Annotated in this window: 15 protein-coding genes; 8 read left to right on the top strand and 7 right to left on the bottom strand. The window is 47.9% G+C overall.

Annotation, left to right across the window (positions count from 1 at the left end; all coding sequences use genetic code 11):
- Positions 1–5 precede the first annotated feature (5 nt).
- Both BN1360_RS16380 and BN1360_RS16385 read left to right on the top strand, forming a co-directional pair.
- Entirely contained in the window at positions 6–5,000 is a 4,995-nt protein-coding gene (locus BN1360_RS16380) for a DUF4132 domain-containing protein (RefSeq protein ID WP_195714273.1), read from the top strand.
- Positions 5,001–5,969: 969 nt separating this feature from the next.
- On the top strand, positions 5,970–7,175 hold the full coding sequence (locus tag BN1360_RS16385) for an MFS transporter (protein WP_068780922.1): 1,206 nt from the start codon (positions 5,970–5,972) through the stop codon (positions 7,173–7,175).
- A 599-nt stretch (positions 7,176–7,774) separates the two neighbouring features.
- Here the strand turns inward: BN1360_RS16385 and BN1360_RS16390 are convergent.
- The gene (locus BN1360_RS16390; protein ID WP_148466591.1) at positions 7,775–8,425 is read right to left on the bottom strand and encodes a transcriptional regulator; all 651 of its coding nucleotides are present in this window, start codon (positions 8,423–8,425) and stop codon (positions 7,775–7,777) included.
- Positions 8,426–10,592: 2,167 nt separating this feature from the next.
- Between BN1360_RS16390 and BN1360_RS16395 the strand changes: the two genes are divergently transcribed.
- The 5 genes from BN1360_RS16395 (at position 10,593) to BN1360_RS16415 (ending at position 15,252) form a co-directional block, all read left to right on the top strand.
- Complete coding sequence (locus tag BN1360_RS16395; RefSeq protein ID WP_068780923.1) at positions 10,593–11,930, top strand: SPFH domain-containing protein; 1,338 nt, start codon at positions 10,593–10,595, stop codon at positions 11,928–11,930.
- Positions 11,930–12,676, top strand: coding sequence for a hypothetical protein (locus BN1360_RS16400; RefSeq protein WP_068780924.1), 747 nt, complete (start codon positions 11,930–11,932; stop codon positions 12,674–12,676). The genes BN1360_RS16395 and BN1360_RS16400 overlap by 1 nt, the downstream gene beginning before the upstream one ends.
- A 33-nt stretch (positions 12,677–12,709) precedes the next feature.
- On the top strand, positions 12,710–13,342 hold the full coding sequence (locus tag BN1360_RS16405; protein WP_068780925.1) for a TFIIB-type zinc ribbon-containing protein: 633 nt from the start codon (positions 12,710–12,712) through the stop codon (positions 13,340–13,342).
- A gap of 183 nt (positions 13,343–13,525) precedes the next feature.
- Entirely contained in the window at positions 13,526–14,617 is a 1,092-nt protein-coding gene (locus BN1360_RS16410) for a glycosyltransferase family 2 protein (protein ID WP_068780965.1), read from the top strand.
- A 2-nt stretch (positions 14,618–14,619) separates the two neighbouring features.
- On the top strand, positions 14,620–15,252 hold the full coding sequence (locus tag BN1360_RS16415) for a glycerol-3-phosphate acyltransferase (RefSeq protein WP_068780926.1): 633 nt from the start codon (positions 14,620–14,622) through the stop codon (positions 15,250–15,252).
- An 18-nt stretch (positions 15,253–15,270) separates the two neighbouring features.
- Here the strand turns inward: BN1360_RS16415 and BN1360_RS16420 are convergent, their stop codons facing one another.
- From BN1360_RS16420 to BN1360_RS16440, 5 genes are all read right to left on the bottom strand, one after another.
- Positions 15,271–16,233 carry a serine hydrolase domain-containing protein gene (locus BN1360_RS16420; RefSeq protein ID WP_068780927.1) on the bottom strand — a complete coding sequence of 321 codons (963 nt, stop codon included), beginning with the start codon at positions 16,231–16,233 and terminating at the stop codon, positions 15,271–15,273.
- 138 nt (positions 16,234–16,371) lie between these two features.
- A complete protein-coding gene (locus tag BN1360_RS16425; RefSeq protein ID WP_068780928.1) occupies positions 16,372–17,637 on the bottom strand; it encodes an alkaline phosphatase in 1,266 nt (421 codons plus the stop codon).
- A 148-nt stretch (positions 17,638–17,785) separates the two neighbouring features.
- Complete coding sequence (locus tag BN1360_RS16430; RefSeq protein ID WP_068780929.1) at positions 17,786–18,823, bottom strand: asparaginase; 1,038 nt, start codon at positions 18,821–18,823, stop codon at positions 17,786–17,788.
- Positions 18,824–18,895: 72 nt separating this feature from the next.
- Positions 18,896–19,846: a polysaccharide deacetylase family protein gene (locus BN1360_RS16435; protein WP_082790087.1), complete on the bottom strand. Its 951-nt coding sequence runs from the start codon at positions 19,844–19,846 to the stop codon at positions 18,896–18,898.
- Positions 19,847–19,928: 82 nt separating this feature from the next.
- The gene (locus BN1360_RS16440) at positions 19,929–20,624 is read right to left on the bottom strand and encodes a DUF421 domain-containing protein (protein ID WP_068780931.1); all 696 of its coding nucleotides are present in this window, start codon (positions 20,622–20,624) and stop codon (positions 19,929–19,931) included.
- A 289-nt stretch (positions 20,625–20,913) separates the two neighbouring features.
- Between BN1360_RS16440 and BN1360_RS16445 the strand changes: the two genes are divergently transcribed.
- Positions 20,914–22,149 (top strand): RICIN domain-containing protein, encoded by a 1,236-nt coding sequence (locus tag BN1360_RS16445; RefSeq protein ID WP_068780932.1) that lies wholly within the window; start codon positions 20,914–20,916, stop codon positions 22,147–22,149.
- A gap of 297 nt (positions 22,150–22,446) precedes the next feature.
- Here BN1360_RS16445 and BN1360_RS16450 read toward each other — a convergent pair whose 3' ends face one another.
- Positions 22,447–25,950, bottom strand: a complete 3,504-nt coding sequence (locus BN1360_RS16450; RefSeq protein ID WP_068780934.1) for a glycoside hydrolase family 2 TIM barrel-domain containing protein — start codon at positions 25,948–25,950, stop codon at positions 22,447–22,449.
- Positions 25,951–25,964: the final 14 nt, after the last annotated feature.

A 25,964-nucleotide genomic window follows, 5' to 3' on the forward strand; every position in this document is an offset into this window, starting at 1 on the left:
ATATGATGATGGAACTGACTCAGGAAGAACAATATTGGACTGCTATCGAAGCTAGGGTTAAAGAGGCCGAAGCAGGCGGGGATCAGAGGGTTCGGGATTTATACAGGCTCATTCGCCAGCCCTGTATTAATTCCGATAGCGATGAATACAAGGCACTGTACAAGGAATTGTCCAGACTCTGCGGCACGCGGCCAGATCGCTTTTATGCTCCGCTTGAGCAAACGATGCTTGCTCTGGCTGGCGAGAAGACGGTGGAAATGGTAAGGTACATAACCCGGCATGCAGCTGAGTTTCCGTATGCCAACGGGTATTACCGAAGACCGTTCAGAACGCAGCGGCCAGAAGTTCACTTGGACATGATTCTGGGCAAAATCAAGGAACTCTTCGCTGCTGAATCTTTGCAGTTTTCGCTACGTGATTATCTGACTAAACCGGATTATACCATCGAGCGGATCTATTGGATTCATCGGGTAATTCCGGATTTGCTGGCTTATGAGCTGGATCATGGGGATGGCTGGGTCGAGGCGGCGCTGAGAGAGATCATTTATGGCGATAACCAGACGGCCCTTCTTAAGCCCGAGATGATCAAGGGGATTCTGATGAGTCACCGTGAGGATGTCTACACGATGGTTGGCGAGCTGCTTGTTGCGGCGCGGCTGCAGGAAGGACTTCGCCAATCGATTGCCGAGCAGATGGATGCGGGTACGCTGCAGGCGAATTTGTATTTGTTGAAAGTGATTCTGGATCACGACTTGTACCGGTTCAGCTCGATTGTGCGTGCGCTTGGGACCTGGACTGGCATGGGGCTGGATGCGGCGAATCAACGTGTGGCCGGCCAACTGTTACAGCAGGCATACACCGTGCTTACCGATGAGAAGCAGCGTCAAGAATGGCTTGCTTCCGTGAGTGCCAATCAGGTATACATGAGCCTCTGGGCTTCAGCGGTTCATGAGGAAGAGGCACTTCCAGAACAGATCAGGTATTTGATGGAGAACGGTGAGCACTACCAGAAGGTAGTCGCCCAATATGTACTGGCAAACAGTCAGAACACAGCGGTGAAGTTTGAAATCGCCCGGAACAGTCTGAATGAGAATGATGATCCTGAACTGCTGTATTGGATATTGCAGAACTATAGCTACGATTATGAATATGAATGGCAGGTTGGGGAAAGCCAGGAACGTGTGCTGAAGCTTAAACGAACGCCTGTGTTGGAAGACAAGTCAACAAGAAGTCAAGAATACGAGCGATTCAAAGCGATTCTTAAAGCGGTTCCGGTGAAGGAGAAATCAGGCGTATCGCCCGTGCTTGATTTTACGGAATTCCGCTATTCCTCTGACCTGGTATTGCGCAAATTGTTATATTTGACCGCTTATGATATGGACGTGGAGTGGATCGCAGAACTGATCGACATGTCGGTGCAAATGAGCCCCGATCTGCGAGGCGATTTGATCAATTACTTTACGGCTGATCCGAGTTCCGGGAAGCAGCGCGCTTTTATTTTTGCTGCCCTCTCCGATAAGAGCATGACGAACCGCGAGCATGCGCTGCGCCAGGTGAAGAAGCTGACGCTGCAAGAGAGTGAACTGAAGCTGGTTGAAGACTTGCTCAAGCTAAAGACCGGCTCACTGCGGCAGAATGCTATCGATATCCTTTTGCATCAGCCTGGGGAATTACTGTCTCTAAGCCTGGAACGGCTGTTGTCTGCCAAAGGTGAGCTACAGCGTCTTGCCGGACTCGAGCTGTTAACGGAACTCAAAGATGATCCGGATCGCACGGAGCAATATGAGCAGCTGAAGCCGTCAGCGGATCGCATTGCGAGCCCGACGCCAAAGGAAAGACAGCTTCTTGATAAATTGAAGCAGGATAGCGGCTTCAGCGCCGAGAACGGCTTTGGCCTTTACGATCCGCGGCAGACGGAGCCATGGCTTCTGGAGCAGCGGGACGTATCCGGGGCAGACATGAAGCAAATATTGATGATCTCGACAGAACGCGCCAGCAAGTTCCTGCAGGGATTGGATGAACTGGTGCATGAATATCGCGATACCGAATATGAGGTTGAATATTATAGCGGACACAAAGAAGCGAAGCTTATCGGAGCCGAGTTAAGGCCTCTATCGTATAAGTATCGTATGGAGGCGTTGGAATACGATCGCTTCGAGGCAGAAAGTGAACTCCAGTTGTACCCGCTGGCCGAGAAGTGGCAGCAATATTATGAAGAGAGCGGTTTAAGTTCTCAGGAGCTGCTGGGACTTCACTTCGCACTGCAGATGAAAAATCTGAAGTATACTCTGGATTCTTTTTATAGCCATTTTGCCGATGTTTATGATTACGACCTAATGAGGAAAACCAAGCTGTTAGAGGGAGGACGACGGCAATTCCTGGAGCAGCTTATTCCGTTGGAGAGCATTTTGGAAGTATTGGAAATAACGGATGGTCTGCGTTACAGTCAGCAGGTGATGACGCTGGTGCCTGCCTGTTTTGCCGACAGCAAGAGAAGCGACACCTATGATTTGGTGGAAGCCGCTCTGATCAAAGCGATGACGAGCGATGTGACGCAGCTGGAGAAGCGGGATCAATCGGTATGGTTAATTGCGGCAGAACCTTTATTTTCAATTTTACAAAGTCGTGTTCATGATCTGCCATCATTCCGCTCTTTCTTCCGTACGGCGGTTCAATATGATCTGCGGAGAGCGGATAAAGATGAGCAGCATCGTTATTCGGTTCTTCATGTAAACCAATATTTCAGGGCATTTTTACTGGGACTGATTGGGGAGAACGAATTGTGCAAGGAATTGCTGGGCCGGGACGCGCGCAGTCACATGCGTGAGATGACCTCGCCCCGGGATACACTGGTGAATCGACATGAACCGCTGATCGAACTGCGTGAACGGATCGTATCACGGTTGCTTGATATCGAACTTGCCCGCGGTGATTTAACAACCGATGCCACCACGTATACGATGTCCTTTGAGCGGATATATGGTATGGCGCCGTTGATCCGTATACTGACGAGTTTGCGCGGTGAGACCTTTGTCCGCGGCTATATTTATGGTTACGGTAACCAGATCACGAAGAAGGAGTCGCTTAGCCATCTTCTTAAGGTTTGTTACCCGCGTGATGGAGAAGATGAAGGGAAGCTGGGGCAGCTGCTCCAGGGGACGGGAATTACGGAGAAGCTCCTGCTGGAAGCCGCGATGTACGCTCCGCAATGGATTGAAATTGTAGCCAGGTATTTAGGCTGGGAGGGGCTCCGCAGTACGGCTTGGTATTTCCATGCTCACATCAACGAGAGCTTCTCAGCGGAAAAAGAGACGATCGTTGCCCATTATTCGCCGATTACGCCGCAGGAATTTAACGATGGAGCTTTTGATGTCCATTGGTTTAACGAAGCATACCGCACTATAGGGGAAGAGCGCTTCCGTCAGTTATATGATTGCGCAAAGTACATTTCTGCCGGCTCTAACCATCGTCGTTCGCAATTGTTTGCCGATGCAGTGCTCGGGCAATTGCGGCTCGATGACATGAAGAGATCTGTCGTGGATAAGCGGAACAAGGAGCATTTGCTTGCGTACAGCTTAATTCCGTTTACTTCTAATCCGGAGCAGGATCTGCGCGAGAGATATCATTTTATTCAGGAGTTCTTGAAGCAAAGCAGGGGATTTGGGGCACAGCGGAGAGCGAGCGAAGGTACAGTTGGGCAGATTGCGCTCGGCAACCTGGCACGCAGCGCAGGGTACACCGATGTGATTCGATTGACCTGGGATATGGAAGCGCGCATGCTGGAGCAATTGGCAAGTCTGTTTGAGCCATATGCTTTGGATGCTGATACCCATGTACGCCTAACCGTAGACGAAGAAGGCAAGGCCGAGTTAGAAGTGACCGGCAAAGGCAAATTGCTAAAATCTGTACCGGCAAGATTCAAGAAGAACGGTTATATCGAGCAGCTCAAGCAAGCCAAGACAGAGTTGACGGATCAGTATCGCCGTGCAAAACGGGAGCTGGAGCGCTCCATGGCTGAGCAAAGCGGCTTCCGCGCCAGTGAGCTGGCGGCTTTGACCGCGAGTCCGGTGCTGCGTCCACTGGTAGCTGCCTTGGTATTCAAAGCAGATCAACAGCTTGGATATTTCACGGCAGCAGAGGACGGCACCTTGCGGCTGGTTGAGCCGAGCGGCGATGCCTGGGTGCTGGCCGACAAGGATCAGCTGACGATTGCCCACCCGCTCGATCTCTATGAGAGCGGCGCGTGGAGTGCGTATCAGCGCGACTTGTTCACCCGCGGCATCCGCCAGCCGTTCAAGCAGGTGTTCCGCGAGCTGTATCTCGTGAACGAGGATGAACGAGCTGGTAAGACCGGGTCGCAGCGTTATGCCGGGCACCAGGTGCAGCCAAGCAAGACGGTGGCATTGCTGCGCGGACGCGGCTGGACGGTCAGCTATGAATCGGGCCTGCAAAAGGTACATTACCGGGAGAACATTATCGCGACGGTTTATGCCATGGCGGATTGGTTCTCACCTGCGGACACGGAGGCGCCAACGCTGGAGGCGGTGGAGTTCTTCGACCGGAAAACGTACGAACATATTCCAATAGTCCAGGTCCCGCCGATCTTGTTCTCGGAGACGATGCGGGACATCGACCTTGTCGTTAGCACGGCCCATGTCGGAGGTGTCGATCCGGAAGCGAGCCTGACGACGATCGAGCTGCGGAAGGTGATCGTGGAGGAATCCTTGCGTCTGCTCAAGCTGAATCAGGTGAAACTGGATGGCAGCTTTGCCCGGATCGAAGGGAAGCTTGGGGAATACGCTGTGCATCTTGGCAGCGGCATAGCTTACAAGCAAGGCACCGGGGCGCTGAATATTATCCCGGTACATTCCCAGCATCGCGGACGTCTCTTCCTGCCGTTTATGGATGAGGATCCGAGAACGGCCGAAGTCCTGTCCAAGGTTGTACTGCTGGCCGAAGACAACAAAATCAAAGATCCGCAAATTTTGATGCAGCTATAAGGGGGAGCGGCCAGGCTGGTGGCCTGTATCCGATGGCAGCCTGGCGGCTGGCTTTGGGGGGCTGCCTGGTGGAGGGTTAACTGACGGCGTGTCTGGTGGCTAGCACCATGTCCAGCTCGGTTGGAGCTCTACTCGGTGGCGTGCCGGTGTCAAGCTTGTTGGTTTACCCGATGTCTACCTAATGGTCTGCCGAGGGATATATCTGACGGCCAGCTTAATGGCCTACCTAACGGTCTGCCTGGTGGGTTAGTCCAATGGCCAGTCTGGTGCCCCACTGGCTGGCATACTTGGTGTCCTACTGGCTAGCGTACTTGGTGCCCCACTGGCTGGCATACTTGGTGTCCTACTGGCTGGCGTACTTGGTGTCCTACTTGTTGGAGTATTCCGATGGGTCAGCTTGATGGTCTCCCTATGGTCAGCCGATGTCCTACCCATTTGCTAGCCCGATGGCGGGCTCCACTCCTAGCGGTATGTAACGCTAACGAAACTGTGACACGCTATTTAGGCAAAATGAAGGCCTTTTTAAATCTAACGAAACACCATATCGCTATTTGAGCAAAATTCGGGTTTATCCCCGCTTTTTTCACAGAATAGCGATACCCAGTTTCGTTAGATTTTTTTGCGCCCTTTTTTGGACCAAATAACGATCTGTAGTTTCGTTAGCGAAATCATCTTCGCTATTGACATCCCCTATTTTATTTTGCTACTATGTAACACGAAATAATTTTCCTTTAATACGGTCCAGAGAGGCTGAAAAGGGGTACTTGATGTTATAAGCTTAATAATATCTATGTATTTACATGCCCTTTTGTCCTCTGTGCCAGAAGGGCTTTTTATTATGTTTTTGGTCTGACTCTTTTAAAGGAAGTCCCGTGAGGCTTCAAAAGAGAATGGAAAAGATTGATGCAATCCATTCCCTCAAACACCTAAAAGAGGCTTTTATCAACAAGAAATTGGAGGAGCGTCAAAATGGATTATCGTAAGAAAACTGTGGTAGCTTCAGTGGCTGGCTTAACGTTAGAAGGGATGGACATTATGTTTATTTCCTTCGCGATGACAATGATTATTTCAGAGTTCAACATTGATCTCGCAACGGGTGGACTGATTTCATCCATAACGAATATTGGTATGCTGTTAGGCGGTATTATTTTTGGAGTTTTAGCTGATAAGTATGGTCGGGTAAAAGTGTTTACGTACACCGTCTTGTTGTTCGCAATAGGGACAGCGCTAACTGGACTCGCAACGAATATTGAACAAGTTTATATTTATAGATTTGTCGCAGGTCTTGGCGCAGGAGGCGAATACGGAATAGGCATGGCTCTTGTTGCCGAGGCCTGGCCGAAGAATAAGCAAGGAAGAGCTTCTTCATATGTTAGTGTAGGGGCTCAGTACGGAGTTATTTTAGCAGCATTGCTTAGTGCAGTGATTCTACCGACATTAGGGTGGAGAGCTTTGTTCTTCGTGGGTGTGTTACCTGTCATTTTCGCATTCATTGTACGTAAGAATCTTGAGGAGTCACCGGAATGGCTGGCAGCTCAGAAAAATAAAAAAGAGGCCAATAAAGGGAAGTTAGCGGGACTTTTTGCAACGTCGAGAACATCGATGACGACCATTTCATTGATTATTATGGCTACTGTACAAATTGCCGGTTACAATGGCTTAATGATCTGGCTGCCATCGATGTTGCAGAAATCTCAAGGTTTATCCGTTTCAAGCTCCGCTTTATGGACGATTAGTACGGCGGTTGGCATGATTATTGGGATGCTTGCGTTTGGACGGTTTATGGATCGATTTGGTGCCAAGCGTGCTTTTGGTATATTTTTGCTTGCATCCGCATGCGCTGTGTTCTTGTACTCTTACGCAACGGGAAGTATTTCTATTTTGCTCGGCGGCGCGATCGTCGGCTTTTTCTCGAATGGCATGTTTGCCGGGTACGGGGCTTTAATTGGTAATTTTTATCCTGTGCAAATTCGGAGTACAGCGACAAATACGATTTTTAACTTCGGTAGGGCTATAGGAGGGTTTTCGCCAATCTTTGTGGGTTATATCCTTCAAAGCTATGATATGACGGTCGTAATGATCTATTTAGCTGCCTTATACTGTATTTCCTTCATTGTGATGTTAACTTTAAAAAAAGGCTCAAAACAGGCTCTGCAATCGGTTGAAGTGGAGTAGGGGGAGGGAGGGGCATTTTACCAGCCATTCTGGCAGCACGCTTAATGTTGTGTTTAAAGGACTGGTTGGGTGCTTGCGCAGGGGCCGAAGCATACAGACTGCTCGTCGCATTCACCGCATCACCTGCATGCCCAGACTCCAATCTGTCACAAGGGCCGGAGTTATGCGCTGCTGATTAAAGAAAATGCTTCTTGTTGCACGGCGTCTCGAATGGACCGCATGGCGGGATTGCATAGTACTAATGAATGAGTGCATTCCGTGATTGTGAGCTATGGTTCTTAGGAATATGGCTGTTAGAGTGCAATCCGTACATGTGGGGAAATAGTACTTACCGCTAAACAAACACACCCCGACACCTCTCTAACGAAACTGTGGCACGCTATTTGCGTGAATTTGAGGCCTTGAGAGTTCTAACGAAACACCATATCGCTATTTGAGCAAAAACGGGGAGTAATCCTGCATTTTTTACTAAATAGCGATACCCAGTTTCGTTAGAAATTTTCGGGGTCTTTTTTGGTCTAAATAACGATATGTAGTTTCGTTAGAGAATATATAGAGGTAATTTGCAGCGCTTGGGGTTCGATCACCAAATGGTTGAATTATGACATTCGCAAACGATATTTGCGATATCTTTTGCTCCCGGTGGCTATCTCCAAATGATTCGCATCTACCAGCTTATGCAGGATACGCCGGGCGTATTGGTCTGAGATTCGCAGGTGATTTGCAAGCTCTGTCGGACTAAAAGAACAGAACTGTCGTAGGGCATAACGTACGGTTTCCGCTTCAAGATAATCTAACTCGGGCGGTGCATCAACAGCCATAAACCTGCCAATAAAGGATAGAATGAGCTGTTGGCATCGCTGTGGCTCATCTTTAATTGAAAGGTACGCAATCGGTAAAATGATCCAATGATCCAGTGCCAACAAGCTATGCCGCCAGCAAAGATCCTTAAACCGTCTAACGTCAAGATCCCGGGCATGAGGGCCGTAGCCTTGAATTTCGATGGCTCCCTTCATGGCTCCGGGAAGGTAGGCAAGATCGACGTAACGATACCCGTTATGAAAATCGCGTACTTCCCACTCAGGGTATAAGTGATCGAAATGTTGAACGGCGGGATACCAAATGGTGCGTAAAAATTCAATTGTTCCGTGCCCCAGTCCTTTTACTAATAATTCGCGTCTCCTTTGATTTTCTTCCTGAGCAATATTTTTCTCCAGCCATTCCTCATACATTTGCTCAAATGTTGTCAATCTGCTTCACCACCGATTTGGAATTTTTAGTAACAAAAAAGCCGCCTCGATACAAAGTACCGAAGCGGCGTATGCTTTACGACCACATTACTAACAAGTTTAACCTCTATCCTAGTATTTGGCAACTATTAGACTAGTTCCGTTTGCTGACTGCAATGCCAAACCACAATTTCATATGTACGGACAGCTCGGTGGGCGCCTCTGCGTTAGATGACTACAATGTCACACGCAATTGGAATGCCAGCCACTAACTAATTAGCCATGGGAAAAGCGGTTCTTCTAATAGTAACTGGAGCATTCCACCAAGAAACTTGGCGCTTTAGTAGGCATACCCCGCTAACGAAACTGTGACACGCTATTTGGGCGAATTTGAGACCCCGGGAGTTCTAACGAAACACCATATTGCTATTTGTACGAAAAAGGGAAGAAATCCTGCATTTAAGCAAAAGTCGGAACCGCATTCAGGAAACTTGGCAGCTTTAGCTGGCGCATCTCAGCTAACGAAACTGTGGCACGCTATCTGGGTGAATTTGAGGCCTTGAGAGATCTAACGAAACACTATATTGCTATTTGGGTAGAAATGGGAGAGTGTAATCTTGCTTTGAGGAAACTGGCAGCTTTAGCTGGCGCATCTCAGCTAACGAAACTGTAACACGCTATTTGGTCGAATTTGAGGCCTTGAGAGATCTAACGAAACACTATATCGTTATTTGAACGAAAATGGGGAGAAAACCTGTTTTTTCACTAGATAGCGATACCTAGTTTCGTTAGAAATTTACGAGGCCTTATTTGGTCTAAATAACGATACGTAGTTTCGTTAGCCACAGGTGGACCACACTTTAGACGCACGTTGACCCTACTAAGGTTTCGGTTTTCGGTTCTAGGCACTTATAGGCAAAGCAACTAATAGGAATTCAGTGTGAGGAAAAAAGGCTTGAAACGTGGCAGCTTAGTCGGAATCCCCCAGCTACTAAAACTGTAACACATTATTTGGGGAAAATTGAGGCCACCACGAGAGTTCTAACGAAACTTCATATTGCTATTTAAGCAAAAATCGGAACTGCATTCAGGAAACGTGGCAGCTTTAGTTGGCGCATCTCAGCTAACGAAACTGTGACACGCTATTTGGTCGAATTTGAGGCCTCGAGAGATTTAACGAAACACCATATCGTTATTTGAACGAAAATGGGGAGAAAACCTGCATTTTTCACTAAATAGCGATACCCAGTTTCGTTAGAAATTTACGAGGCCTTATTTGGTCTAAATAACGATACGTAGTTTCGTTAGCCTCACGAACCCCGCACGTTGCCTACACAACACAGGTGAAGCCCCCGAACCCCGCACGTTATCTACACAACACAGGTGAAGCCTACGATTCCCCGAACGTTGACGCGACAGGCCACAGGTGGACACACGAACCCCGTACGTTGCCTACACAACACAGGTGAAGCCCCACGAACCCCGCACGTTGCCTACACAACACAGGTGAAGCCTACGATTCCCCGAACGTTGACGCGACAGGCCACAGGTGGACACACGAACCCCACACGTTGCCCGCACACCACAGGTGGGTCAAGCGTTACACGTACGTTGACCACACTAAGGTTTCGTCTTCTATACTCAATGGGTTTATAATACTGCCAAGTTCCTGGGCGATGTAAATGCGGTTAAGCAAAACCACTTACAGGCTGGGCAACTAACAGGATTCCACCAATGTGAGGACAAAAAAACCGCTTCGATTAGTTGCATCGAAGCGGCGTCTACTTTATGGCCAATTTACATAATTGTAACTCGCGGTTATGAGTTTTGCAACTTTTGCTATGCTAGACCTCAATAGGACGCAATTAGGGCGTTACTAGCATGCCGCTAGCATGTCACTAGACCGCTACTAAGGACGCTGCTGGCATATGCGCCACTAGACCGCTACTAGCAAGCATGCCACTAGCATGACTAGACCGCGCCACTAGTATGCCACTAGACCGCCGCTAGCATGTCACTAGACCGCCACTAGCATGTCACTAGACCGCCACTAGGACGCGCCGGATTAACTTGCCGGTGCTTGGAGGTGACTTTTAGATTAGTCCTTTTGTTATATATCAGGAGGAAATAGATGGCATCTGGTAGAATACATAATTAAATAAATATATTGATAAGTGGGGAAAGAGAAATGGCATTAATCGATGTAATCAAGTATGACGGCTCCCCGGACGTTCTCGTATGGAAGCATCCCGAGACAGAATTAGGGACATGGACTCAACTCATTGTAAATCAATCCCAGGAAGCGATTCTGTTCAAGGATGGCAGAGCGCTTGATTTATACGGCCCCGGTCGTCATACGTTAAGTACGGCAAATATACCGATATTGAACAATATCATCAATTTGCCGTTTGGAGGAAAATCTCCGTTTTCGGCTGAAGTTTGGTATATCAACAAGGTAAGCTCGTTGGATGTAAAGTGGGGGACGTCCAGCCCGATTCAACTCCAGGACCCGAAGTATAATATTATTGTTCCTGTCAGAGCTTTTGGGCAATTGGGCATTGAAATCGAGGATTCACGTAAATTCCTGACCAAATTGGTAGGAACCCTTCGCGGATTTACCCAAAATACGCTGATCGAGTACTTCCGCGGCTTAATAGGAATGAACATAAACTCACTCATTACTTCCTATCTTGTACATAAAAAAATCAGTGTGCTGGAGATCAACGCATTTACTAGTGAAATGTCGGATCATTTCAAAAATGCAGTAGCCCCTTCTATGGAAGAATACGGGATTAATGTCCTGAATCTATACGTACAGAGCGTAAATCTACCGGAATCAGATCCTTCTGTAAAGCGTTTGAGAGATGCGCTGGCACGCAAAGCGGAAATGGACATCCTCGGATACAATTATCAGCAGGAGCGGACCTTTGATACATTAGAGGGAGCGGCCAAAAATGAAGGAAGCATGCAGGCTGGAATGATGGGGAGCGGACTTGGCTTTGGAATGGGAGCAGGTATTGGCGGGCCGTTAGGAAATGCGATGTCCGAGCTTGCCGGAGCTATGAATACCAAAGCGATAGACAAGCAAGCTGCCGCCTACCGCATTTGTTCGAATTGCCAGCATGCTAATGAGGGGAACTCGGCCTTTTGCAGCAGCTGTGGCCAGCCGTTAGCGGAGAATATGCAGCATGCCGCTGCTAAGGAGACCGTCGCAACCTGCAACGTTTGCGGATCTCCGATTCAGAAGAATTCCAAGTTCTGTCCGAACTGCGGGGATAAATATTTTGCCTGCCCAAGATGCGGCACCGATAATCCGGAGAATAGCCTGGAATGTGAAAAATGCAAAGAACCGCTGCCTCGTCGTTGTCCAAAGTGCAGTGAATTAGTGCCGGGCGGCAGTAAATTCTGCGGGAATTGCGGTACGGAGGTCGTTCTAAGATGCAATAGCTGCGGACATGAGGTGGGGCCAAATCAAAAATTCTGTTTGGAATGCGGGGCCGGCCTATTGGAAGGGGGCAACGATTAGTGGCAACCCATCGGTTACCTTTAGGAAAGATCGTATTGCTGGGTTTATATCTGGTAGCAGTCTTTTCAACGCTAATCTCGTTTTTGGCGCTATATACGGGCTTTGTAATGACGATTTCCTTCTGGATTTCACTGGCCTCAGTGCTATTGGCGGAAACCGTTCTGTGGCGTTATGCGGATTATTGGTGCGGTCATGTCGATACCATTAAAAGAATGGTTCCCGGTTATCTGGCTTTGGGCATCGTTATTGTTGCTTATTTCGTAGCGGTACTTGCTTTTTCCTTTTTAACCGGATTTGCTGACATGGCCCTACGCTGGTTCATCCTCTTGCACGTGTTGACCTTTGCCATAGCGGTCATGCTCGGCGGGCTGCTTCTCTTGTTCCTAAGATCAGCTATCGCTCATGAAGAAGAGACGAGCACAGGGGTTGTCAACCTGCATGCTATTGAGATGGGCTTAAAGGAATTACACGAAAAAATTCGTTCCGTAGATAGTCCGCACCGTTCTGAGATGGAGTCCGTTATGATCAAGCTGATCGACAAGGTTCATTACAGTGATCCGGTTACGCCACAATCCCTTTCATACATGGATCAATCCTTGTATCAGCAGATTCATTCCCTAATAGAGCAGGTAACGCTGATGCTCTCCGGCGACCAGGAGTTATCGTTTGAGCTTATTCTGCAAGGCTTAAATGAATTCTCGGGTACACTTGCCAGACGCAACAGTCAGCTGCTCATATCGAAATAGTCTATCAATGATTCAGGTTTAGGAGGTTATACCGTGAAAAAATTATCCGGTGTCTTGCTTATGGTATTAGCAATAGGCTTGCTGCTTATTGGAATCGTCGGTTTTTTTGGAGGTTTAGCATCTTCTGAAATAGCGATTAGCATCGTTGCTATTGTTATATTAATTGTACCAGGCATTTTGCTGCTGGTGATGAGTGTCAGGATGGTTGATGCCAAGAAGCAGTCCCCGCTTAATATGGCAGGCTCAGGCTATCCTCAAGGTAGACCGGTCAATCCCGGTAACTATAACAGAATGCCAAATGGTGGACCGTATGGGATTCCTAATTCAAACCAACCGGGTCCCTCTGCAATGGGAACGGTTAATAAAGGTTTTGATCCGCTTGATGCCAGGTCGGTCAATGATTTTGTACAGGAGCAGCTCAAACAAGCAAGTAGTCAGGGGGTTAGAACCGTTACCACCAGTTATGTATATACTTCATCGACGGAGAATGGAAATCCCGTTAACGCTTTTCCGGGAGGGGCTGCTTCAGTAGCGGGAGGGGCTCCAAAAGCACCTGTATCCGTCGAGTGTCCGGGGTGCGGAGCTGTAGCTACGGTTCCACCGGATCGGGCGGTAAAGTGCGATTTCTGCGGTGCAGTAGTCCCTTATAAAGAAGCAACGACTTAATTATTTCATTAGCCTTACAGACGATAAGCCAAGAAGAGCTCACTATATTTCAGCAGGTGGGGGGTTCATGGCTTATTTGCTGTATAGATACTCTAGCATCGATAACTGCCATGTCGCGTATACATAACTAATCTTGTTCAAGCAGTAGGTAGTTTCTGTCTGATTGGGGGGATCGATTTGGTGATAGCGATTTGTATTTTTGTTGTCCTGGGATGCATCTCAGGGTTTGTGCTGTTCCGAAAAAACACAGTCCCGCAAAGCACAGAAACCTATGCACGAGATGAACGGGTTTCCGTTATTATCCCGGCCAGAAATGAGGAAGCGAACTTGCCGCATATTCTCAGCTCCCTACTTAAGCAGAGCTATCAACCAGATGAGATCATCGTTGTCGATGATGGTTCAGAGGATCGAACTCGAGAAATTGCAGTTGGTTTTGGCGTGAAGGTGGTCGATAATCCGGAGCTGCCCGCAGGATGGACCGGAAAGACCTGGGCCGTGTGGAACGGATTCCTGCATAGTACCGGTGATTTGATCGTTTTTCTGGATGCGGATATTCGGCTGGCTCCCGATGCCTTGGAGAAGCTGCTCGGAATACGCCGCAAATCCGGCGGGGTTATCTCTGTTGTCCCATACCACGATACGGAGAAATTTTATGAGCGATTAGCTATGATTACAAATGTGCTCGGCGTGTTCGCCTTTACGTCTCCTTTTGAACGCAAAAGCAAACAAACCGGGTTATACGGTTCCTGTATCATAACGACCAGAGCGGACTATGAAGCGGTTCAGGGACATGACGGAATCAAGTCGGAAATTTTGGACGATCTGAACTTAGGGGCAAAATATCGGGCCGCGGGAATTCCGGTGGTCAATTTCCTGGGGCATGATCTTGTCTCCTTCAGAATGTATCCGGGCGGGATCAAAAGTGAGTTACAGGGTTTTGGAAAAGGGGCTGTTCTCAGCACTGCCAATTTGGCTGCATCAACCACCGTATTGGTTGCGTTATGGCTCATTGGACTCATCGTGTCCGAGAGCTTCCTGTTTCTCTGGGGCAACCAAGCCTGGCTTTTGGCTGCACTGGCCGGTTATGTGATATATACACTGCAAATTTTTTACTTAATTCAGTACGTAGGGAAGTTCGGAAAGCTGATGCCGTTCATTCATATTTTATCAACCTTGTTCTTTCTGGTTGTGCTGCTGTATTCGGCCTATCAGGTTGTATTTATTGGGGCTGTGTCGTGGAAAGGCAGGGCAATCCAGGTGAGGGGCAGGTCCTAGCCATGACCATCTTGTTGACCGTTACGGCATTTTTGTCCGGCTCGCTGATGTTCTCTTATTGGCTGGGGAGGGCAGCCAGCAAAGATATACGAAGAGAAGGGGACGGCAATCCGGGTGCCTTTAATTTATGGCATGCGGCGGGATATAGGCTCGGGCTGCTGGGCGTTGTGCTCGATTTTGCCAAAGGGTATCTTCCCTTACTCTTAATGTTGCAGACCGGATTAATTGAAGGTTATGAATCGGTTTATGTCGCTCCCGCTTTTATTTTGGGGCATGTGTTCTCCCCATTTCTGAAATTCAAGGGCGGCAAAGCGATCGCTGTGACCTTTGGGGTGTGGAGTGCACTGACCAGGTTTGAGGGAGCTTTGGCTTATGCACTCGTATTAGCTTTAATGAAGCTCTGCTTTAGATGGCTACCGAGCCTCAGGGCGAACCCAAGGGAGGCGGACGGCTTCCAGGTGGTTGCCGGATTTCTTATAATCCTCATCTATATTGCGCTAATCCATTTCTCCATGCCCTTGTTATACATTTGGGGGATTAACTTTGCCATTTTGCTATTTACGAATCGGAGAGCCTGGGTATCTTTTCTCAAGAGCCATTCGGCTGATCAAACTACGCATAATCAGGGGCATTAGGTGAACAGCAAGGAAGCGTCATTCGATCAACAACGGTAAAATATATTCGCGAAAAATATCCGGCTGTTCCTTCTTCTTGCGATTATCATGCGTCTGTACAACTACGATTTCAAGGCTGGGAATGACATGGATGAATTGGCCGCCGAAGCCGCGTGCATAGAAGTAATCCAGCGAAGACAAGGAATCCGCCCACCAGTGCCAGCCATAAAACCCACGCCGCGGCGCTTCAGCAGGAAGAGCAGGCTTGACGGATCGGGCGATAAGTTCCGGCGAGATGATCTGCTGATGCTCCCAGATTCCCTGCTGTAAATAGAGCTGTCCAAACTTTAACATATCAGCAGGTCGAAGCCATAATCCAAAGCCGCCGGTGTGGAACCCCTGAGGGTCGGTCTCCCATTTATAGGACTCGATCCTGAGCGGACTGAATAAATGCTTCTCGGCAAATTCAGCAACGGACAAGCCGGTGGCTTGGACCAGGATAGCGGACAATAGCTGTGAGACTCCGGAATTATACTCCATTCTTGCCCCGGGCAGGTCAGAGAGGGGGTGATTCAGCACGAAATCGATCCAATCCGGCGTTCGGGTCATTTTCGGAAATGAATTTTGCCCGCCAAACTCTGTCCAATCAAAACCGGCAGACATCGTTAATAGATGCTCGATCGTGATCTCAAGCTTATGAGCATTTGATATTTTGCCCCCGCTGGACTGCTCGTCTATCCGGATGCCATCAAACTTCGCCTTGACGACAAGCTCCGGGAAGTATTTCGAGATCGCCGTTTCTGGAGGAGGAACGGCCCCTTGATCCATGGCGATGCAGATTAGAGCGGATAAAATGCTTTTGGTGCAGGAGTTGATCTTGGCGATTTGGCCCCGGATGTTCGTGTCTTTGTAATATTCGAATATAAGCTGGCCCCGCTTGCTAATCAGACAGCTTCTTAGCTTCAGTTCTGTAAGGGTGGCTGGCAGTGATGCAAGATTCATGGCGTGTTCATCCTTTAATTAAAATATATGTACATATCACATTATGGCCTAAATAAGCATAAAAAACAGCCCTTCGCGTCATTCAAGCGACGAAAGGGCTATTTGTCATAGGAGCTATTCAAAGTGAGTCCGTCAAAGTTATTTCTTCGCTTTTAGTCCGAGAGCTTGCATCAGCTTGCTGAATACCTCTGTATTCTCGTAGATTCCGGAGAATAGTTCGGCATTTTTACCTGTTGCCGTTAATGGAATATCCACAGCCGTATGTCCGGATGTCGTCCAGTCCACCACGAAGTTTTGCTTCGATTTAGCGATAGCGAAAGGACCGTCCTCCTGAGAAATGCCATCTCCTGATTCATCCTCACTGTCCACAGGTTCGATCGAGAAGCCGCCTGTCTCATGGTCGGCCAGCACAAGGACGAGCGTATCTGGATTTTTCTTGGCGAATTCCTTAGCAACTTTAACGGCTTTATCAAGCTCTTGGCCCGATTTGATCGTCATTTTTGCGTTATTGGCATGCGCAAATTCATCCGTGCCTTCCTCTTCAACCATCAGGAAGAATCCTTTCTTGTTGGTGGAGAGGGTATCCAGCGCTTTCTTCGTCATATCAGGCAGAGAGACGACCGGATTATAAATATCGCCTTCGCCTTCCGGATTTTGCTGGAACATCTCCTCATTGGCAAACAAGCCAAGCAGCTTACCACTCTTCGTTTTTTGCAGCTCCTCTTTGCTGGAAACATAGGTATAACCTAATTGCTTCGCTTTATTAACAAGGTTGCCTTGAGTTCCCTTGCTCTTCTCGGAAGGATCTTCAGCAGGCTCATCCTTGAACTTGCCGGGATTTCCGGCAGGGTACCAGAAGTCCTCGCCACCACCGAGGATGACGTCGATCTTGCTCTCGGTGATGAACTGCAGAGCAATATCGCTCTGCTTGGAGCGATCCTCCACATGTGCGCCAAAGGCTGCGCCCGTTGCATCCGTTACCTGACTGGTTGTTACGACGCCAGTCGATTTCCCGGCTTCCTTGGCATATTCCATAATCGTCTTGACTTTCTTCTTGTCCGCGTTCATGCCGATCGCGCCATTGTATGTCTTAACGCCGCTGGCAAAAGCGGTTGCGGCTGCAGCAGAATCTGTTACCGGAACGGTGGAGCTTGTATGAACTAGACCCGTATAAGGCATATCATCCATGGCCAGCTTGCCCTCAAGGCCAACGGTTGCCAATCGGATTGCATTGCGCTGGGCCGTACCCATTCCATCTCCAACGAATAGAATGACATTTTTCGTGAGCGGGGATGCGGCATCTGCATGGTTTGCGATTTGTGTGGAAATCGCACCGGAGATAAGAATGGCTGCTGCGGCAGTCGCTGCAAGGGTTTGCTTCAATTTGGTCTTATGTGATTTCATATTTTCCCTCCTAAGGTATGTTCTACAAGTTTAATAGTAGGAGATTTACGTTAAGAGAGTATTTTCGCAATTAACAGTTTATGTAAATGAAAAAGGCAGCCCGCTTAAATTAGGGCTGCCTTTGTATATTTTATTGATCATAACCCGATTAATATTCATCAAACATGGCTGCAATTTCATGATATTCTGTCGTTTGTATCAGCGCAAGAGAGAGAAGGATCCGGGCTTTCTGCGGCACAAGGCTATTGCAAGGAATAGAATTGGCAGATAAGTCAATATATGCATCCTTGAGAGTAATCCCGCTGGAAATGCGCGAGCAGCGAACTACCGGAATATTATTGTGCTTGAGAGCCCGGACCCGATCGATCCAAGGCTTGCTGTAAATGCCTCCGCCAGCGCCGGCGATGACGATCCCCTTGGAGATCGTAGCCAGATAATCCAGAATTCCCGGATCAGCATCGACATGGAAATAAGCGACAGAGACTGCGGGCAGTTCCGATATTTGCGAAATATCAAATTGGGCATCCGTTGTATGCTTCTTCAGCGAGCGGGTGTAGAAGAAAGCCTGCTGGTCCCGCATATAGCCAAGGCAGCCGAAGTCCCGTTCGTCAAAAGCATTTGCCTTGAAGGTGTTCACCTTTTGCACATCCCTGCCACTGTAGATGCCTTCTGCAAATACGACCATGACTCCTTGGCCAATTGCCTCCGGATTCGCGGCCAGTGCAACGGACTGGAACAGGTTCAGCGGACCGTCCGCGCTAATCGCGGTAGCCGGGCGCATGGAACCGGTAATAATGACGGGTTTGTCAGTCTTGACGACAAGATTCAGGAAATAAGATGTCTCGTCAAGCGTATCCGTCCCATGGGTAATGACGAAACCATGAACATCTTCCCTTTGGGCCAGATCATTGATGAGGGTAGCAAGGGTCAGCCAGTGCGAGCCAGTAATGTCAGCGCTGCACAGATTGCTAATCTGTAAGCCGCTGCAATTGGCGATCTCATTCAGATGTGGCACACTGTCCAGAAGATGTTCTATAGGCAATGAACCTGGCTCATAGTTCAATGTTTTATGCGCTTCTCCGCTGCCGGCAATCGTCCCGCCGGTCGCCAGAACGACCACATTTTTAAGCTCAGGGTTATAAGAAGGCAAAGCTTCAAACTTTACGGAATAATCAGATATAATCATGTGCGTGTTCCTTTCCAATTGCGTTCTATTCAGTGCTGCTAGTCTGAAAATTAACGTATATTTGCCAATAAGTCAATACGGCGGCTTCTTGGATCGCTGCAGGGAACGTAAATATTCCCATGATATTAGTTTTATGTGGTTATTCTGAAGCGTGTGCTTGATTAGCGGATCGTTAAATAGGAGAAATTCAAGCCCTCTTTTTTCGAAATGCGGAGTCAGAGACTGAAGCTCTTTTGTCACCTTGGCGGGGTGGGCTACGATTTGTGTAATACCTGGTTTGCAGTACTTAATCTGCCGGATCAACCAGTCTCTCATTTGATCGTAATTTTCTCGGGGTTCAAGAGAATAGGGGAGCGATATCAGATCATCAATAAATTCGATTCCACGACGTTTCGCAGAAAGAATCCTTTGTTCAAAAAATTTTTTTTGACTTCTGCTGAAGAAAGGCTGATCTATTATCCGTAAAGGTAAATTAAAAGGTAATTCATACTTCTCGCATAAATCGAATACAACCTCAAGAAAATCACGACCTGTCGCCAGACCCATCACTGAACCGGCATGGCTATCCAAATGGGTAACCTCAATTCCATGTGAAAGGGCCCATAATATTTGCGCCTCCAATTCTGCCTTTACCTGAATGGGATTTGCATTCTTCTCGACAGATACAAGATCTTTAGGAAAGAAGCCTTCATTAGTAACCAGACTGCCCAGATTATACTCTTGAAATACAGGCTTTAATGAATAGTTCTCTATACTAGTCAGCGTCAGATGGATTCCGACCTTGATCTTATGATTCATGGCACATAATTCAGGTACCTCGTTGGCTGCGGCACACGGCACTATGAGGGAAGATGAGGTGATCGAATCATTTTCGAACAATTCCGCTATGGCTTGATTTGTACTATGTGTTATTCCAAAGTCATCGGCGTTGATAATGATAGCTCGATCAATAAGCGTAAGCCCTGGACGCTCCAGCATGGTTTTAACCTCCATACACGAAATAAAGGGACGTTGTTTACGCATGATCGTAAACGACGTCCCTTAAAGGCAATATTGAACTTGTATCCGCATTATACACCGGAAATAGCAAAAGTAAAGAGGGGATTTAATATCGATCAACAAACAGAGATCCGTCACTCTGCACCTCGGCATAGAACACTTCTTCGGTAGAATGGATTCCTTTTATCTGCAGTTCTTGTTGCAGCCAAGCTTCGTCGAGGTTTAATTCCTTTAAGTTCTTTTTGATTATTTTTCCATCTGAAATGATCTCGGAAGGCAAATAAGTGAAGTTTGGAGTAGGAAGGTTCAGATCCCCCTTGGCTACAGGCTGTTTGAACTCCTTTCTAAGCACGCTGATTTTTCCATCAGGTTCGAGGATAGCGTAGTGAACGTCCTGTATACTGAACACATCTTTCTCCCGCAGCATCATACATAAATCATCCAGATTTAATCGGGTCGATTTCAGCGTTTCCCTCATGATTTTTCCTTGTTTAATAATAATCTTCGGCTGTCCGTCCATTAAAATCCGGGCTTTACTTGATTTCAAGCTTATATAGCTTATGAGAATCGCCAGAATAGCCCACCATATCAAGCTTACCATGCCGTTGAGGAAATGAGTGTCTCTTCTAACGACGATCTCCGCTGCGATAGAGCCCACCGTAATGCCGGTAACATAATCGAAAAAGGTAAGATGTCCGAGCTGCTTTTCCCCGAGGAGTCTGGCCAGGGTGAGAAGGACGAGGAAAGTGATCGTCGTCCTCCAGATCATTTCCCAAAAATTGAACTGCATTAGTCCGTTCATATGATCCACATCCTTCTGGTTGGAATTTCTATTGTTAGTATGAGGGGACAGCAGTGTGTATTATACGTGAGGCCATCCGTTTGGAGGCCGTTTAAAATGGATTTCTCTATTTTACCAAAAATATAAAAAATAAGTTGAAATAGCAACAGTTATACCCTTATAATGGAAATGACATAAAAGATAGCGCTATCATTTAGCATAATTCGAAACCGGTTTAGGGTCCAAAACACGCTGCGCGGGCGTGTGTGTAGATGAGCAAGGCAATCTTCCAAACAAAGGAGCGAGTGTCATGTTAAGACATGGGAAAAAACTGTGTTTATTTCTGGTGTTTACTCTCCTGATTGCTTTTGTGCCTACGATGAAGACAAGTGCAGCTGATTGGAACCTGGTCTGGAGCGATGAATTTAACGGCTCATCCTTGAATTCCGCCAATTGGACGGCTGAGATTGGTACCGGCAGTGGCGGTTGGGGCAATAATGAACTGCAGTATTATACAAGCCGGCCGCAAAATTTGCAGGTAACGGGTGGTAATCTGGTGATTACTGCGCAGAAGGAATCGTATGGGGGAATGAACTATACCTCGGCAAGAATCAAGACACAAGGCCTGCAGAATTTTACGTATGGCAAGGTGGAGGCCCGCATCAAGCTTCCTTCAGGTCAAGGGTTATGGCCCGCCTTCTGGATGCTCGGCTCGAACATAACTTCTGTCGGCTGGCCGGCAAGCGGTGAGATCGATATCATGGAGCGGGTTAACAACAATCCTTATGTGAACGGAACCGTACACTGGGATGCGAACGGCTATGCAAGTTACGGGAATATATCGGGCAATCTGGATTTCTCGCAATTTCATACGTACAGCATAGAATGGGATGCCAATTACATCCGTTGGTTTGTAGATGGCAACCAGTACAACGAAATTTACATTCAGAACGGAACGGGAAATACCGAGGAATTTCAGAAGCCGTTCTTCATTCTGTTAAATATGGCCGTCGGCGGCAACTGGCCAGGTAGTCCGAACGGATCAACGCCTTTCCCGTCCCAAATGCTTGTTGACTATGTAAGGGTATATCAACAGTCCAATTCATCGAATATTATCAGCGGCGGCATCTACACGCTCGCCTCCAAGGTAAGCGGCAAGGTGCTGGATGTAACCGATGTCTCCTTAGCGGATGGCGCCAAAATGCAGCAATGGACGAATTACAGCGCGAGCAACCAACGCTTCAAAGTGGAGAGTACAGGGGATGGATATTATAAACTCACGGCTATGCATAGCGGCAAAGTGTTGGATGTGCCTAGCTCAAGCACCACAAGAGGCGTACAGCTACAGCAATGGACGGACAACGGCACCAGCGCGCAGCGATGGAAGCTGGTTGATGTCGGCGGAGGTTATTACAAGCTAGTGTCTAAAGCTAGCGGGCTTGTAATGGATGTATCCGGATCCTCTACGGCTGACGGAGCAGTCGTGCAGCAATGGACCGATAATGGAACGGATGCGCAGAAGTGGTATTTTACTAAGGTGAATTAATAATTGCAGGGGTGTCTCACAAGCTGTTTTTTCAGCTTGGAGACACCCCTTTGCTTGCCCGAGAGGATAGGCTGCCTATATTTTTGACCGTTCGGGCTTCTGCCGTATACTTGCTGAAATTCCCCGCGGTTCATTTCGTTTGTATGCTTCACGGGCCAACCGGTTTGGTGTCTCCCAAATGTGAATATATTCATATGGATGGATTCAATTTCGTATTCCGCCAGTTTGCTTTCTTTGCACAATTCCTCTCTTGTACCATCCTCCTTTTGGAGAATTCGAATCAACCTAAATAAAAGCTTATCGATGAAACTGGAACCACTTAAAATCGAACTGGCTGCCTGGAAGGAATACAAAGGTTACTGTTTGAAAACCCGTTATCCGTTCCAAAATGAACTCCCGCTCGCAATAATCATCGGAATAAGCGAACTCCACAATCTGCCTGCTATCCCCATCTTGACCGCTGAATTGAATATGCAAGGTGTTCATGTCGAGCGGGGAGTGCCCGCAAATGACCAGCTTGTTGCTTCCCGCTTCCCCGAAGTCCATATCCTCGAACACCAGCGATACATTGTTGCCGATCTTCTCTATCGAATCTTCCGTTAGGGCAAAGGAATCACCATAGATACGATCATTCTCAAGCACGCTTAACGGTTCGAACGCCTTCATTGGTTTCTTGAACTTGAAGCCTTTGAGATGAATTTTACGCCGCAGAAGGAAGCAGAGGGAGGTAACCCCCTTTAATCGTCGGGGCAGACGGTAGGTCTCCTCCTGATAGACATTCCATATGGACTGTTTTTGATAGGTTACCGTAGTCAACAAGGCCGCATTGGCCTCGCCAGGGATGCCTTCCCATATTTCAATAGGGAACTCCGTATCATCAAGCGAGAAGATAGGCAGTGTGATCTCATCGGAACCGAAGCTTCCGAAGTCGATCTTGTCAAAGCAAATCCGGCTTTCTCCATCTCTACCTGTAGCAACCCCACGATCGTTGCCGTTTGTCAAATTCAGGCTGGACTCGCTATGATAGCCAGCGGATACAAACTCATATGGATTTAAGCAGGCTTGACCCAGATCGCTGATATGGAACTCCATCAAGGCGTAGAGGCGGATATGATCGGAGCCATTTGTCGCCGCGCAGCGGATATAGACATCCCCATCGCCCAGAGCTGTAATGACCGCTTCGTGCCCGTTCGCATCTAGGGCAGCAATATTTGCATCTATACCGCCTGCGTTGGTAACTCTCCATTGAACCTCTTGATAAGTAGCATTGCTCGGATGGATCTGAACCCTAACCGGCAGGGATCGGTTATCCTTTGATAATTGATTCCCTGCCGGGCAAATAATCTCCAGCTTGCGTATCGGAATTTCAGAAGTCAGAAGTTCATGTGTCTTAGACAGCGCCTGAGATTCCAGCTCTTCGGCATTTGCATTTGTGTAACTATATAGCGATAATTCATGAGCTATACCCTTTGAAGGTTGCGGGGGAGTGGCCATCAAGACAAGCTCGGCAGGATTCAGCCCCCTGGATTCAGCATGAACCCTAATGGAGCCGGTCTCAGCGGTGCTGGCAATGACGGCTAGCAGCTTGCCGCTAAATAGTCTGCGATTCGTCCCTTTATATTGATCATAGTCGGTACTATCGCCATTATCGAGGCCAACAAGTCTTCCGGAACCTTCCACCGTGATATGTACACGGTTATTTGCATTTTCCACCGGAATCCCATCCTGATCGACGGCTGAAATTTCAATAAATATCAGGTCAGAACCATCGGCCGTTATCGTATTTCTGTCGGGCATCATGACAAGGGATGCCGCATCCCCGAAGGAGGATCTCATATCCGTTGCAATCGGAGCGCCATTTTCATCGTAGGCTACCGCCTGCAGAACCCCTTTTTGATACGGAATCCTCCATTCTCCCAATAGCTTGTGATCGTACTTATGATCAATATCAACGATGCCTTGCGATACTTCGTTAAAGAATAATTCGATCCGCGGAGCGTTCGAGCAGACGCGAACATCGATCATCTGACCTGTGGAGAAATCCCAATACGGGAAAATATGAACCATTGGACTTACTTTGTAATCCGTCCATTCCGCCTGATAGATGTAGAAGGAATCCTTCTTGAACCCAGCTGTATCTAACTGTCCAAAATATGAATTCTTCGTATGATAGGGCGTTGGCTCGCCAATATAATCGAAGCCGGTCCATATGAATTGACCCGGTGAATATACGGCATCCCGGTCATCCATAATACAGCGCTCGGTGCTCTTCGCTCCCCAACTGGTAGAACTGTTGCCTAAGGAAGAACATTGTTCATCGTCGTCGGACAGCACCGACTGGGACAGTGGAAAGTGATAGATTCCGCGACTCTGCACTGTAGATGAGGTTTCGCTGCCATAAATAATCCAATCCGGATGCTCCTTATGATGGAGATCATAGTACTTCTCCCCGTAGTTATAGCCGGCAAACCTGACCAGGTCGGCACACTTCTGAGCATTTTCCCAAGGCATATAGTTGGAGCCAATCGTAATCACCGCATTGGTTTTCGGATCGTGCAGAAGCACTTCATCTCGGAGAAGCCGCGTTAATTCCTGCCCTCGCTCATCGGCATGGGTGTCATAAATTTCATTCCCGATGCTCCACATGAGCATACTCGGATGGTTTCGATCCCGGCGAATCCAACTCGCTACATCTTTTTTCCACCATTCCGGGAAAAATCTCGCATAATCATAGGTTGTCTTTGGGCGTTCCCATATATCAAAAGCTTCCGAGACGATCAACACGCCCATTTGATCGGCTAGCTCCATCAGCTCAACGGCAGGCATATTATGAGCGGTGCGGATCGCATTGACACCCATTTCCTGCAGGAGTGAAATCTGTCGCTGCAGGGCTGCTTTATTCACAGCAGCGCCCAGGCAACCGAGATCATGATGCTGGCAAACGCCGTGAAGCTTAACCGGCTGGCTGTTGAGGAAGAAGCCGCGTTGGCTGTCAAATTCCATAGTTCGGAAGCCAAAGCGGTTGATCTCGGTATCCACCAGTTTATTTTCGACAAACAGCTCGGTTTTCAGTGTATAGCAGTAGGGCTGCGAGAGATCCCAAAGTATTGGCCTACGGACGGAAATAGAAGAGGGAATGGGGACTGTCTGTCCGTCTTCCCATGCAACTTCAGTCTCTATCTGGGCAATTTTTACATCGGCTTCATCCCGAATCGTATGCTGAATCATCGTCTTCCTCATCGCTGCTGGACTTGAAACCTCGCGTAATCTCAGTTCAGTATCGATCTCTACGGTCCAGGAGCCACTGTCATCTTGTTGCTTCTGCGCCGAGATATAAACCCCGTAAGGAACGATATGAGCTTCGGAATAAGTTTTCAACCATACATTTCGATAGATTCCCGCCCCTGAATACCAGCGCGAGTTAGGAGATTCATGAACGACCCGGACATATATTTCATTGCTGCCTGAAGTTATGTAGGGAGTGATGTCTATTTCAAAAGTGGAATATCCGTATTTCCAGGTCCCGGCAAGATGGCCATTAACATAGAGAGAAGAGTCCATATAGACGCCTTCAAAACAAAGCGACATGTAGTTATTTGGCACTAACTCGTTCAGTAACAAGGTCTTGTGATACCAGCCCTCTCCACTTTCATACAGATGATGTGTGTCATAAATTAGCCAGTCATGGGGCAGGGTGACAGAGGACCAACTTATACTGCCGGACAATACCGTCTCAAGCTTTGTATGAAGAGGCATTTTGGCAAAAAACCAGTCATTGTTGAATTTTGTATTCTGACTCATCGGAGTTAAGCTCC

The sequence above is a fragment of the Paenibacillus sp. GM2 genome (assembly GCF_900069005.2).
GTDB lineage: Bacteria > Bacillota > Bacilli > Paenibacillales > Paenibacillaceae > Fontibacillus.

Bases quoted from the DNA above. Each gene is read 5' to 3' on its own strand.
- BN1360_RS16430 (WP_068780929.1), bottom strand. From the start codon at position 18,823: ATGATTATATCTGATTATTCCGTAAAGTTTGAAGCTTTGCCTTCTTAT.
- BN1360_RS16435 (WP_082790087.1), bottom strand. From the start codon at position 19,846: ATGCGTAAACAACGTCCCTTTATTTCGTGTATGGAGGTTAAAACCATG.
- BN1360_RS16415 (WP_068780926.1), top strand. From the start codon at position 14,620: ATGACCATCTTGTTGACCGTTACGGCATTTTTGTCCGGCTCGCTGATG.
- BN1360_RS16380 (WP_195714273.1), top strand. From the start codon at position 6: ATGATGGAACTGACTCAGGAAGAACAATATTGGACTGCTATCGAAGCT.
- BN1360_RS16395 (WP_068780923.1), top strand. From the start codon at position 10,593: ATGGCATTAATCGATGTAATCAAGTATGACGGCTCCCCGGACGTTCTC.
- BN1360_RS16445 (WP_068780932.1), top strand. From the start codon at position 20,914: ATGTTAAGACATGGGAAAAAACTGTGTTTATTTCTGGTGTTTACTCTC.
- BN1360_RS16440 (WP_068780931.1), bottom strand. From the start codon at position 20,624: ATGAACGGACTAATGCAGTTCAATTTTTGGGAAATGATCTGGAGGACG.
- BN1360_RS16385 (WP_068780922.1), top strand. From the start codon at position 5,970: ATGGATTATCGTAAGAAAACTGTGGTAGCTTCAGTGGCTGGCTTAACG.
- BN1360_RS16450 (WP_068780934.1), bottom strand. From the start codon at position 25,950: ATGAGTCAGAATACAAAATTCAACAATGACTGGTTTTTTGCCAAAATG.
- BN1360_RS16420 (WP_068780927.1), bottom strand. From the start codon at position 16,233: ATGAATCTTGCATCACTGCCAGCCACCCTTACAGAACTGAAGCTAAGA.
- BN1360_RS16425 (WP_068780928.1), bottom strand. From the start codon at position 17,637: ATGAAATCACATAAGACCAAATTGAAGCAAACCCTTGCAGCGACTGCC.